General features: G+C 34.3%; 11 protein-coding genes. 1 reads left to right on the top strand and 10 read right to left on the bottom strand.

Going from position 1 to position 13,117, the window contains the following annotated elements; genetic code table 11:
• Window positions 1–319: 319 nt before the first annotated feature.
• Window positions 320–1,783: a hypothetical protein gene (locus AC1FXZ_RS10605; RefSeq protein ID WP_480053342.1), complete on the bottom strand. Its 1,464-nt coding sequence runs from the start codon at window positions 1,781–1,783 to the stop codon at window positions 320–322.
• 208 nt (window positions 1,784–1,991) lie between these two features.
• Between AC1FXZ_RS10605 and AC1FXZ_RS10600 the strand changes: the two genes are divergently transcribed.
• On the top strand, window positions 1,992–2,561 hold the full coding sequence (locus AC1FXZ_RS10600; RefSeq protein ID WP_480053340.1) for a hypothetical protein: 570 nt from the start codon (window positions 1,992–1,994) through the stop codon (window positions 2,559–2,561).
• Window positions 2,562–2,833: 272 nt separating this feature from the next.
• Here AC1FXZ_RS10600 and AC1FXZ_RS10595 read toward each other — a convergent pair whose 3' ends face one another.
• From AC1FXZ_RS10595 to AC1FXZ_RS10555, 9 genes are all read right to left on the bottom strand, one after another.
• Window positions 2,834–4,435, bottom strand: coding sequence for a tetratricopeptide repeat protein (locus AC1FXZ_RS10595; RefSeq protein ID WP_480053338.1), 1,602 nt, complete (start codon window positions 4,433–4,435; stop codon window positions 2,834–2,836).
• Window positions 4,436–4,786: 351 nt separating this feature from the next.
• Entirely contained in the window at window positions 4,787–4,978 is a 192-nt protein-coding gene (locus tag AC1FXZ_RS10590) for a hypothetical protein (protein WP_480053336.1), read from the bottom strand.
• Window positions 4,979–5,055: 77 nt separating this feature from the next.
• The gene (locus AC1FXZ_RS10585) at window positions 5,056–5,217 is read right to left on the bottom strand and encodes a hypothetical protein (RefSeq protein WP_480053334.1); all 162 of its coding nucleotides are present in this window, start codon (window positions 5,215–5,217) and stop codon (window positions 5,056–5,058) included.
• A gap of 1 nt (window position 5,218) precedes the next feature.
• Window positions 5,219–6,220, bottom strand: coding sequence for a hypothetical protein (locus AC1FXZ_RS10580; protein WP_480053332.1), 1,002 nt, complete (start codon window positions 6,218–6,220; stop codon window positions 5,219–5,221).
• Window positions 6,221–6,426: 206 nt separating this feature from the next.
• Entirely contained in the window at window positions 6,427–7,146 is a 720-nt protein-coding gene (locus AC1FXZ_RS10575) for an ATP-binding protein (protein ID WP_480053330.1), read from the bottom strand.
• A gap of 186 nt (window positions 7,147–7,332) precedes the next feature.
• Complete coding sequence (locus AC1FXZ_RS10570; RefSeq protein ID WP_480053328.1) at window positions 7,333–9,027, bottom strand: hypothetical protein; 1,695 nt, start codon at window positions 9,025–9,027, stop codon at window positions 7,333–7,335.
• 53 nt (window positions 9,028–9,080) lie between these two features.
• Window positions 9,081–10,052: a hypothetical protein gene (locus AC1FXZ_RS10565; RefSeq protein ID WP_480053326.1), complete on the bottom strand. Its 972-nt coding sequence runs from the start codon at window positions 10,050–10,052 to the stop codon at window positions 9,081–9,083.
• Window positions 10,053–10,238: 186 nt separating this feature from the next.
• Window positions 10,239–11,921 carry a hypothetical protein gene (locus AC1FXZ_RS10560; protein WP_480053324.1) on the bottom strand — a complete coding sequence of 561 codons (1,683 nt, stop codon included), beginning with the start codon at window positions 11,919–11,921 and terminating at the stop codon, window positions 10,239–10,241.
• Window positions 11,914–12,984: a dsDNA nuclease domain-containing protein gene (locus AC1FXZ_RS10555; protein ID WP_480053322.1), complete on the bottom strand. Its 1,071-nt coding sequence runs from the start codon at window positions 12,982–12,984 to the stop codon at window positions 11,914–11,916. Before AC1FXZ_RS10555 ends, AC1FXZ_RS10560 begins: the two co-directional genes overlap by 8 nt.
• Window positions 12,985–13,117 lie beyond the last annotated feature (133 nt).

Below are 13,117 nucleotides of genomic sequence, written 5' to 3'. Positions count from 1 at the left end.
AACACGTGGCCTCCCTGTGAATATCTCATGCAATGTGGAGAACTACGTGTATAACGTATAGGTTATTCACTTTTTAGTACATAACGGCTCAATGTTTTCGATAGATTCATTTCCATTCATCCACAGTTTTGAAGGTGGGAAAAAGGACGTTTTCCCCTTTTTCACTACCTATAGGCAATGTGCGTAGCCGCCACCCTCTTTTGAAGGCCTTACTATAAGTGTGTTTCTCATAGTAAGGCGCGTAACGTGTGGAGCCATTGCGCTTCTTCGAGTTACTTCTTTTTCACCAGTCTCGTTCCGTCCCCACGCTTCCCCTCACTTAGTTTGGATGAACTTCTCTTAATACTTCTTCAAATCCAGTAAAGGTTCCTACTAGTCCGTACCCCGGTTGATAGTATTCTGTTATTATATGGTCGCTATTATAAGAATGGTAGTCAATTCGTACCGCATCTTCAAAGAGTTGATAAGGAGTTTGCACAAACGTTTCTAATTGAATGTTTACATCAACACCCTCCTTGTTCGACCACTTATTTATTGGATAGGCAAGTATTGTATTCATCGATTCTTTTTCTTTCAGTAAATCATCTATATGAAGCTCTAGCAAATTCTCGTCTGTGGGATCCATGTTGATATGGTCCAGACTGTATAATCCAGTTTCGTCTTCATACATAAAAGTTGTGTTCCCCCGTTCGGTTCGCTCGTTATATTCATAAACTTGGACAAAACCATCTAGAAAGTATTGATATTCTATAATGTATTCATAAACTTCATCGGGTCCATAATAACGGTCAAAAACCATTTTGCTTGGGGAGGATGGTAGAAGAGAATCAATTTCCCTTTCCATTTCTTTGGGATGATAGTTTAATGTAAATAAGTGAATGTATGTACCACCGTCTGTCCCGTAAAACTCTAAATGTTCTTTATCTAATAGAAAAGTTCGCACGTCGACACGATTACTTGCTTGTAATTCAGTTAATTCCTCTCCAGACATTGTTTCAAAATCGATATTATTTGCTTCATGCACCATATCCCCTATGTAGTATTGGAATACCTGTTTTTCAGCAGGATGCATGGATTCCCTATAATCGTTATAATGCCCATTGATGTCTTCGATAAAAGATTTTTCATCCTCCGTGTAGTTTCTACCTTCTTCTAGCACCTCAGTTCGAAGCAACGCTAAAGCGACAGCATCTTCATAAAAACCCTCAATAGAGTAATCTGAAAATAATGTATTAATACCTAGACTCGAAAAATCTAGAGATATATCCTCATGGAAGATATCGGAACCGAATTGGTCTTCTAGGAAATGCCTTGACGATCGGAGAGTAAGTGCTGGGGTGGTCCCAATGTATTCAAAAGTATGAAAGGGAACTGGACCATCTGTCACATAATATTGTCCCCCTGCCTCATCATCGGTATTATTTAACAAGGATAGAAGATAGGTCATGATTACATGAAATATATTTGCCTCTGCCTCTGTCAAGTCTTCATTTTCACCGTATTTTTCAAAATAATAGTCTCGAAACTCCTGAGTTTTAAGAGAATAATAACCATTTAATAAGTCCTCTTCAATATTTTTGACAAACGTAATACTGTCGTCAGAAAAGTCCGAATCAGAAGTCTCTCGTTTAAATGAATCTGATGAATCTGGCGAGTCAGTTGAAACGGATGTTTCACCTGCACTATTCGAATCAATATTCTGATCCTGATATACGTCAGATTGCGATTCCCCACCACAACCAGAAACAATCAATAGCAAAAAAAACAATAGAAAACCTTTCAAAATAACCCCTCCTTTTATACTATTCTTATTTTATCAAATTTTTGATTGGAGTAATTAGAATAACATTAATTAAGTGAATTTTGAAAGGAATCAAGGTATAATTCGTATTTCTTGGGAAAAAATCACAAAACATCCATTTTTATCTTTACGACTAAATAGTTCTATAGTAGGATATCTGTATACTTGTGTTAAAAAAGGAGGAGAAAGAATGAAGGATCCGTTTGGTTATAGGTTTCGAAATCGTATTTTTATCTTTTTTGGGGTAGTACTTGGAGGCATGATTATTACGAATATGATCCATCCAATTATTTCTGCACTTTCAACATTTATACTACCGTTCGCATACCCACTTTATATTCTTTATACCAATAACAAAAATAAGAACAAATGTACCTCTCTCATCACAGGAAAGTATAAAGAAAATCCTAAGTACATAGCAGAAGCGTATCATCCAGGGAGTGAATGGGGATATTTAGCAGTATCGAACTCATCTATCATTTTTGTTCCTAAACAAGGTAGTATTTTAAAATTCAATTTAAGAGATGTTGGGAAATACGGCTCGCGAGCATTGGGCACAGGGGATTTTGTAACAACGACTGCACCTATTGCTGGTGGATTCCACGTTAGTGGTACGAGTGAAAATAAATCTCCCATCTTCTATTTTCAGGCAAATGGAGAGACTCACTTTTGGCATTGTCAAAAAAACGATAAAGTTTTTGATACAGTGAAGAGTTTCAAAGGTTCGAACAATCCTCAGGAGTCTCAAGTTAATTTTTAAAATAATAAAGTTTTTAAGGAGTACAGGATTGCCTCTTGTACTCCTTCGCTATTTACAAATTCGTTAAAGGTGAATGGAACAAATGATAGGAATGTTTTCAGAACTAATGTGAAAAGTCATTGGTTTCCCTTTTTCTCGCAAGCCACTTGCTCTAATGCTTGAATATATGTCCGTGTATGAACGGATGCGCTTTTATTCCGATAAACCAGGTTGATAAGATAGGTTTTCTAATTCTTGCAGGGCAAACGGGATCGGTTCACCCCGTGCCCCCCTTAATACGCAATCCTTATCTGATTCGCTAAAGCATTCTCCCCATCACTCTCGAATACAAACTGCAACACATGATCTCCAACATGGTAGTTAATATAGTACCCCATCAATATATTAAAATCTTCTCCTTCTTCATCCGGCGTCCCTAACACATCGATAATCTCGCTCCGGCTTACTGTTTCGATATGCCGTTCATATTGATAGATTGATAGGACGTGGACTCCGTCTCGAAAAGTCATTGGATAGTCTGCGTGTTCATAGGAATATAACTCTGTCCCTGAATACCCCATTATCTCGACAGGTTCCCCTAACATGTTTACTAACTCCTCTGCCGATGTCCCGACTGGAGCTATGCCTTCACCGAGTGTTCCTCTGCTCGCGTAGTCGCGTAACCCTTGTAAATAGTGCGTTACTTCATCAGCTAAGTCCTCTTCGTTAAGCTGAACGTCGATATAATGTGTCTTGTACTGCGACGTCTCTTCTCCAACAATGACATGATCATCAGTTGTGACAAATAACTCGTGCAACTCACGTCCTTCTTCAAACGTCATCACTTGTTCATCCAGGGTTTCCACTGTCCCTCTCATCACATCTAACTCAACAGTTGTCACCGTATATTCATGATTATCCCTAAAATAATAGACATATTGAAGTTGATCCTCATCTACTAATTTTAGTTTAGGAGTTGCTGCAACCAGTCCGTGCACCTTTTCCATTCCATTATTCGTAAGAGCATACACATCAACAACATGCACATCTTGTCTCTCAACCCTTGAAAACACTAATAGCTCAGGTCTGTTTTCGATCACATAAGGTATAGCCGAACCCGTATTAATCGATTGCCCTTCTAAAACTGTGTCTTGAAGATAATACTCGCCAGCCTCATTCTGAATCACAACCCGGTAATCACCAGTAAAAACAACATCGCCTTCATTCCCAAATGCCGAGGTGTGTTCAATTGTCGAGACATCCTCATTCTCAGAATAAATAAAAACATTATTTTCATGGCCGTTACGGTCTTTCATTACCGTACTAAATCTGGCAAGACTTTCATCAAACTCAGGCAACAGCTCTCCTGCTGTAATCGATGAGAGTTCATCTAATAAGTCTTGATACGTTTCATCGCCAGTCTCTTCATAAATGTTTTCTAAAAACTCCCGTAACCCATCAATGTCATCTAGCTCTCTGTATAAATCAATAATCTCTTCAATTGCCGTCCGGTTATCCACGTCAAACTCCACGATTTCTAAATAAACATCGATCGCTTCATTCAGCATCTCTCTGTTCTTATAATGGCCGGCCAGCTCCTCGCGCAAGACATTGGTCTCTTCCACAACTTCAATCCCAGCCGTCAATGTATTCACAACTTCATCGTCATCCTCTAACGCTGTGTATACTTCAACCAAACCTAAGTAAGCCTCTACAGCACGAGGTTCAATTTCAATGGCTTCTTCATAAGCCAATATCGCTTCCTCATAATTCTCTTCCAATAAATACTTGTTACCGAGCTCCAACTTCTCATCCACTTGTTCGGCAATGGTTTGCTGCGAACAAGCTGCCAGCAGAACAAGGATCAAACCCATCCAAAGCCTTTTCACGTTCACACGTATTCCTCCTTTTGAATCCCTTGATTAAAATTATTTATATAGGTCAAAAGTCACCATCCTAAACTATATCACAATCTTCCAATGAATTGGATACAATAAAAGGAAAATTCAAATAAATTATTTATGTCTAAAAAAAGAACCTTGCCAACAAAGGACAGGTTCCGTTTAGGGAGAAACTTCGAATACGTAGCATCATTATTTACACATTTGCGCAACTTAAAAAGCAACTCACCACTCTCTATACTTTAATTCACTACCGTACTGGGGGCAGGCGCGAATTCACAAAAATAAGCCCATACCATAAAGCAATGAGCAAGAACTTGTTCTATTTATGATTATTTATTTGGTTTAATAATAACCGTCAACACCTGGTAAATTTACATTTAGAACTTCCCTTTTATGCCCTACAATACCTGAATAACTTCCATCTTGAGGTACTCTGTTTCCGATAGATACTCTAATTCCAACTTCTCCTAACCGTTTGATGATTGTTTGTTGCTTTTCTCGAAAAGCTTCATCCTGCTGTTTATTATTATACATTGTTAGAACACCTCATTTATTTGTATTCCCAATGTATGCTTATGTTAATCAAAATAAAAAAAGACCATTTCGGCCTTTTAAACATTCAAAACTCGTTTTTTTCTTTCGCTTCCGACTATTCCCGAGTACTTTCCGTTTTTAGGTGATTTTCTACCTGGCAATACCTTTATACCAGCACTCTGTAAACGACTCATTATCTCAGTTTGTTTACTATTTTGCGCCCCTGTATTTTTAACCATACTAATCACCTACCCTCTCTATATTTCTATTATATACGTTTTCTAGATCTTTTAAAAGACTTTCAAAGTCATCACCTATGCCATCCATAATGGTATCATACGCTTCATCATCTAAAATACTTGAATCCAAAGCAATTAAAAACAGTGTTTCTTCATTTCGAACTTTAATTAATCTTGTTAAATACTGTCTATTTAATTTTTCATTATCTCTTGTATGTGTAAACGTATAAAAGACATCATTCATTAACGCACCTCTTAAAAGCCCTGTCCGGTAATCATTCAAAAGTGAATCAAACTTTTTCTCCTCACTCCCTAGCGATTCAATTCCTAATTGGAAATCCTTCTCTAATATCTCAAATCCAATAACCATAAGTGAGCATAAACACGCATCCTCCTCATTCATATCAGACTCTGTTTTTTCACTTAAGATACTGTTTATGTCCAGCACAAAATCCAAAAGTAAATTGGGATCATTCTCTTCTTTTAAGGTTCTTTTCGCTCTTCTAAATTTACTTATTAACCTGCTCTTTGACCTATAATATATTTGATGTACTGCATTAATATTTACATTTTCTACTACAGTTCCAGCTATAAATTGTGCTTTAAAAGTAGTGTCCTTATTCAAGTTTTGTTCAGAGAATTTATATAGCTGGACAGCTATAACATATGGGTGTTTTTTTACAAATCGGTCTAATAATACTGAAAGGTTATCTTGTAAACGATAATTGCTCAATTGTGTATTGGCATTCACCAAAATTTCCATTTCCGACTCTAACTTCGTTTTCAAAGAGGTTATTTCATTGTCTTTTCTTTTTAACCAATGCCTAAATAATATAATAAATAATACCACTAATAATAGAAACCATATCAATGATATTTTTCGCTCATCTACGAATGGCTTTATCCAGTTGTCATAAAACAATTTAGATTGTTCTGAGTATTGTACCCATAAATTAAAAACCAGTAGAAAAATCAAACTCAGAAAAATATAAATAGATTTCACTTTTCGCACCTACCCATCTCTACTATACTACCACATAACATAGAAGAAAATATGAAGATAAACACATTAATCCTACACTTGAAGATCATCATTTTTATTAACTTAAAAGGACAGTGACCAAAAAACTTTAATAGTAAGATGTTTTATTGTATCCTCTACCATTTATAAATTATAAACGCGATACTAAGGAAAATGATACTTACTAATCATCGGTACTCCCTAGCCCCCTCCTCCCCAGTCAACATATCCCTAGCAGTCGTAGAATCCACTTCTACCTTCCTTAACTTCATTGCCATTAACAGACTGTCATTGCTTATTGATTTTTCCCCTTTTAAGTCTCCAATGGTCCTAGCTAAGCGGATGATTTTGATTTGGACCCGGTTGCTTAGTCCTTCTTTTATCGATAAACGCTGTACATATTGTTGCTGTTCAGCTGTCATAGGTGAGTCGGCCATTAATTGCTCAAAAGGTACGCTTCCGTTACAGATTTCCTTTCCGTACCGTTCATATTGCTTCTCTCTAGCGGCTTGCACTCTTATTTTTACTTCTTCTGATGATTCTGTTCCTTTGAAATCAGTTCCTGTTAGCTTTACGGGTCTTAGTGGTAACAAAATATCAATGCGGTCGAGGATAGGTCCTGAGACACGGTTTCGGTATGTGTTGATTTGTTTCTCGGAACAACGGCAATATTGTACATTTGAACCGAAATATCCACACGGACACGGATTCATTGCTGCGATAAAAATGAACTTTGCCGGGTATGTAACGGTGGAGTGAACACGGCTGATCGTTACTTTTTCGTTTTCTAACGGTTGTCGCAACATATCTAACGTTTTCTTTGAGAATTCTGCCAGTTCATCTAGGAACAGAACCCCAAGAGTCGAGATAGATAAAAAATCTAAATCTAGAATTATATCTGTTTTCAAACACTAGATATTGTATCTACTTCGTCTTTTTTATCTTTATATAATGATGTTTTTGCAATTTTGAACACTATGCGTGGTAGATGTTTTTATAAAAGAAGGCAAATAAAAAAGCCCACCACCGGTTAAGGCAATGAGCAATGATTTCAATTAGAAACTTCTATTATATAGACTCAAATAAATTTGCACCTAGCTTGGATAGTGGATTCTTAAAATCCCCTCATTATTACCGTCCGATTTATCAGAAATAATCATGTACTTTATTTCAAGCTCTCTACTTAAAGAATTCATTAACACTAACTTGTTCACAAATTTATTTTCACTTGGTCTAATATTATTTACTTCTAATTCAATAATATAATAATCGTTATCCTCATATTGCGGTTTTGCAATATACATATTTAATTCATTATAAAAATTGTTTATGTCAAATTCACTTTGATTAGTTGTAGAATGAAAATTTCTTTTTTGATTTTCTGATTTCACTTTACTATCTGACTTAAATTTACAAATGCTTTCAATAAAATTATCCTCTTCATTGGAAAAACTCGAATAGATTGGTGTATAATCATCTACCGGATAATCCTCTCCTTGAAAAACTTTAACTGATCTATCAATAAATAATTTTATTGTTATATTTTCATCCTGAACCTCCCCTACATTTTGAATAACGATAGGAAGTACAAAGCACATTTTTATTTTTTCTATAAAGCTTAATACCACTTCATATTTCAGCAATTTATATTTAAAATCGTTTAGCAGTTCATTTTTTTCTATTTCTGCTTCTGTACCTTCATATATGTATCTGTAATTCCCAAACACCTCTAATTTTTTCTCTTCCTTTAGATTACCTACGAAGAAAAATTCACGCTCTATATCTATATTGAAATATGATTTAACCTGAGTAATTATTTCATCCTTTTCGTTATCTTTTGTTTCTGCAAATCTAGTAAAAAGATCCGATATCGAGTTAATGCCTAAAGGGTTTGATAGTTGCTTTGGCTGTTGTTTTTCATATGGTTTTAATTTTATGAAGCTTATCTTATTTATGAGGTCAATACAAGCCATTTTTAGTTCAGCCATATATTTTTTATAGTTATAGAATTCATCTATAAAAATCGCATCTGAAAATGTTGAAAACTTCTTACTTTCCTGTTCATAAAACATTAACTTATGCCTAGCAAGTTGGCTTTTGCTCTTCAATCCACCACTTGTTAATTCAACCCATTGAAATATCTTGGAGTCAAAATCAGTTTTGGATTGACTACTTCCTTTTGTCCCCAATAACATTTGAGTCGTTAAAGCAGATTGTGATAATAGATTTAATACCTCAAAATCCAACATATACCCTTTATACGATAAATAGCGGTGTAGAGAATCCCTTACAATACCTAGTAGTGTGGCTTCCTCTATGGGTAAGGTTTTTATATTTATATTATGGTTATCCAGTATGTCTTTATCAAAATCTTTTAAAGCCTCTTCCGACTTTTTGTCTTTAATACCACTTCTATACTTACCAATAGAGTTTATAAAATCATTTGTATTTTTATCGCACGAACCTATTAATACAACCTCGTATTCTTCAGCTTTAATATCGTTAGTAAGTTCTTTTATCCACTTTGCAACATCACTTTTTTGAAAGAGATTTATAGAAGATTTCACCTGAATTGACTTACTAATATTTCCATTCACCTCCAATGCAATATCAACCTTATCAGCATCACTTGGGTATTCAACGTAAATTTTATCCCAATATTCTTGGGTAAGAGATTCGAGGATAGTTGCAAAACCTTGATATAAAAAGCCTCTTATAGCTTCCTTCCCTCCCAAACAATCACCTTCTTTCAAGCCTAACTGATTAAAAACAGTATATTTCTTATCCAATCATAATGTCCTGGCATAACGCCGCTAGCCTGGCTTGGAGGTAATGAGTAAACTCAAATACTACTCTCCTGCTCCTTCTCCATATATTCCTCACGTATTTGAGAAAGTGTCTTACCCGTCTCTTTATGAACAGCAAACACATAAGTCTGAATACTAGACCAGCCAAAGAGCTCCTTTAACCATTTCTGCATTGAGACCTCTTCCCCATTTACTTCAACATTTCCATTCATCAATAATACACCTTCATCGTCACGACCTTTTGCAACGATTACATCGCCAGCTTTTACTACACCCCATTCGAGCATTTCATCAATTTTTGGAAGAGCTCGTCGTGTAAATCCTTTTTTCTGTGTGTTACCTTTTAAAGGACTTTCTAAGAAATTAACGTAGTAATCTTTATATGTGTTTAAAGGCAAAACCTTCTCGATGTTTATGTACACTTCATCATTAATTTTGTATGGGGTTAATTTAAAGCAGTTAATATCAACACTATTACTATTCAACCAAGCTACTGCCGATAAAGTTTGCTCATCATAATCGGAAACTACCAGTATAATTTTTTGACTCTTATTAAAGTTACTCTCAGCACCATTTTCCCGTAAAAACTCAGTTAACTTGCGTGCCCCAAGTTCAGCGCTTGTTAAAGAACCACCTTCAAACTCATTACGATATTTTTCAATGTAGGGAGCGTAAATTTTATTCACTAGATCCTCTGGATCTTCAATCGTTGCATAGCTGGCGGCATATCGAATCGCCTGAAATTCAAAGGCTTCTTTTCGACCTTCAATGTCTTTACGATCCCTTTTTATTTCAACATTCCCTTTATTATCAACAGCAGTAAGATCACTAATGCCATGTTGGGCATTTCTAACTTGTTTACCGACAATAAGCATCGATTCCTCTTCATCGCATATCATATCAATATTTTTTCGTAATAATTCTTCGATATCACTTTCTTTGTAATTCAGCTCCGAAAAAGTGGTAGCACCTACTTTAACCGTCTTATCATTGGATACATGGTACATAATTTCTACCTCCCAAACAGGACAAGTGTTTTACATAATTTTACCATATCATAAATTCAAGTAATACGCTTGTCACTAACAAAATTAAAAAACCACCAAGTACCCATATGAACTTTCATATGCAAACTCGGTGGTTGTATTATTATACTTCCATTTATCAGGGGGCAATTTCATCTACATGAAAAATTATTTATTGTCAAAGACAAACTCCAAAATCCCCTTGTTCTCTTCATACTCTTTATTATTTAGTAAGTTGTATTTTTTATTGTTAAGTTCTATAACTTTATCAATTTCAACTTCCTCATAATCCTTTGCATCAAAACCTAACGTTGATACGATAAGCTGTGTGTCTTTATTTCGGTTAGTGAAAATATAGTTAAATAATGCTTTTTCTTTGTTATCATCCAATTCCACATTATTTGGACTATCAAGGATTATTGGGAATTTTATACTGTCTTCGTTCAATTCATTTTTTATCTTTAATAAATTGAAATGCCAAATAATTGTTGTAATCGGAATATTACTTCCTCTTGCTTTTAAATTATTTGTGATATGTTTAACACTTTTTGAATTTATCTCTTCTAAACCAAACTCATCAATTGATTCAGTCATATATTGTTCATATAACGAATTTGCTTGATCTTTTAGCTTTTTGTATTTCTTTAGTATTGCTTCCTTTTCCTTCTTGCTTTCATTGTTAGCACTTAAATTAGCCTCTAGGGATCCATATTCTTTTACCAAATTGTCCTGTGTCTCTAGATATCCTCTGTGTTTAAAAACATCAGTTATATTATGGTTGTTAAAACCAATATCCTTTTCAAACTGCTCATACTTACTTAATAAATTCATATATTTTTCTTCATGTAACATTAGCTTTCTATTTACTTCTAATAGTAATTCATCAAGTTCATCTTTTATAATGTACAAATCTTCTAATTGGCTGTTTTCCGAAATTCTTACACCTATATTTTCTATCTGTTGTGAGCATGAGGGACAAACATTTTTATTTACTTTTTGAACCTCAACTTCTCTAGTTTTCTTAAAATCCAAAAGGTCTTTAATTGTGCTTTCCAACTCAATTTTTTCATTTCTTAATTTTGTTAGTCTATTTTTTGCCTTTTTTAAACTCACAACTATATCTGTATATTCTTTTTTGCTTTTGTTCAATTCTATCCTTAATGTTTCTTCATCACCAGGTGCATCTACACCTTCTAAGTAAGCCCTTATTTTCTTAAGCATTTTATCAACAATTAACTTCTCTTCTACTAGCGATTTTTCTTCCCTTTTTAGTTCTTCTATTTTTTTTGCCGCTTCAAAGTATTCATCTGTAAGAATTCCAAAATGGTTGTATAATACATTTTCCTTAAAATTTGGATACTGACCAAGCGACATAAAAGAATCAAATTTTGAACCATTCATATGATCTTGGTCAACATAATTAAGTAAGTAGCTATATACTGGAGGGGTTAATTCTAACTCTTCATCATTTCTGTTCGGCAGCTTTACAGAAAACTTGTATAAATCTTCAAAGTAGTCTGATAATTCTTTTCTATTTATTGTGCTAAATTTTTTCTTGAAATCCCCTGAGTAAACTTTAAACATTTTTTCATTTCTATAAATATAGTATTCGGATGAATTCACTTCTATATGGAGAAGATATATCTTAGATTTAGATATCCATTTATCGTCAAATATACTGTCAGCACCTAATGTATGATATATGCTTTTTAGTATAATAGACTTCCCCACATCATTTCCTTTTTCTTTATCAGAAGTGATAATATTAATACCTTCTTCAAAATCCACTCTTTTTCCTAGTTTATTGCTTAACTCAAAAATATATAATTTTTTTACAATTAATTTATTCATAACCAACGTAGCCCTCCTCAAACCTCTTGAGTACCAATAACACCAACACTTGGACCTCTTCATTGCTCATTTCAATTGGTTTTTGGCCATGTACAACTTTACTTACTTCTTCAATTATTTCCATATCAGACTGAGGAAGAGATTCTAGGTTTTCTTTAATATAATCAACAATCTCTTTTTCCATCTTCTGCAATTGTCTGCTTTCGCGTAAGTTTGCTACCACTTGTGTCAGCGCTTGATTTAATTTAAGTCTGCTTCTAAAATCGGCTTCATAATTCTTATTAATAAAGTCTTTTACCTTTTCTGTTGCTGTATCAGTGTATACAATGTATTTACTTAAAACACCTTTGAGAAAGGCTCTAGTTACCCCTTTTTTCTCCAAAACTTCATCATATGAGGGAAGCTTTAATTCAAAAGATGCTTTGTTAGTTACCTCACTTGATAACATCCTGTAAAGTGAATTAATTTTTATTGGTTCGCAATTAAAAGTCTCCTCAAAAAATAATGCCGTTTCCCCTACTAATGTAGTATGCGGATCAATAAGATCCATACCTGTTTTTATAAAGCTAGCATTTTTCAACTTTATATCTTCTTTTAAATTTAACTCTTCCTTTACAGATTTTTTGATTTTTGACTGGGCAGCAGTATCAACATTATTAAAGTCTACTATCTCAACATTATTGTGTGTTCTTTTTCCATCATTAAAAGCTGCATTCGACACTAAAGACACTTTTATTTCGTCACGTTCTTCACCTTTAATGTTAAATTTCAGCTTGTATAACTTCCCAAATACTGAATCGCCTGTTTTATTTTTATTAATTAGCTTATCTACCGTATATGCTCCATCATTATTTTGAGTCTTAACTTGGTAAAATTCCATTCCATCTTCTTTATGGACTTCCACATCACATACGTAATCAAATACAATTGTGAATTCATTATCTTCTTTGTATAGCTCAAGCATTCTTTTTAATCCCCAGAGTATTTCATTACGGAATCTATTTTTGGACCTTGAGCCAGATAAGTCGAACGGTAGATTCATATAATAATCAGCTTCAGACACTTTAGACCACCACCACAATATATTACTTCTATCCATAATATAACATATAGGAATTCAAATCCTTCTAAATGAAATATTTATAGGTATAATATATCGAAGTGAAATAGTCTTTATATTAAATAAAACAGTGTAA

This window comes from Halalkalibacter sp. HAAS-P014 (assembly GCF_056619965.1).
Note: the sequence above shows the minus strand (reverse complement) of the source record. Positions and strands in the feature narration are given on the sequence as shown.

What these genes read in the sequence shown, in the direction of transcription:
- AC1FXZ_RS10560 (WP_480053324.1), bottom strand. Translation starts at nt 11,921, where the DNA reads ATGAATAAATTAATTGTAAAAAAATTATATATTTTTGAGTTAAGCAAT.
- AC1FXZ_RS10565 (WP_480053326.1), bottom strand. Translation starts at nt 10,052, where the DNA reads ATGTACCATGTATCCAATGATAAGACGGTTAAAGTAGGTGCTACCACT.
- AC1FXZ_RS10600 (WP_480053340.1), top strand. Translation starts at nt 1,992, where the DNA reads ATGAAGGATCCGTTTGGTTATAGGTTTCGAAATCGTATTTTTATCTTT.
- AC1FXZ_RS10585 (WP_480053334.1), bottom strand. Translation starts at nt 5,217, where the DNA reads ATGGTTAAAAATACAGGGGCGCAAAATAGTAAACAAACTGAGATAATG.
- AC1FXZ_RS10590 (WP_480053336.1), bottom strand. Translation starts at nt 4,978, where the DNA reads ATGTATAATAATAAACAGCAGGATGAAGCTTTTCGAGAAAAGCAACAA.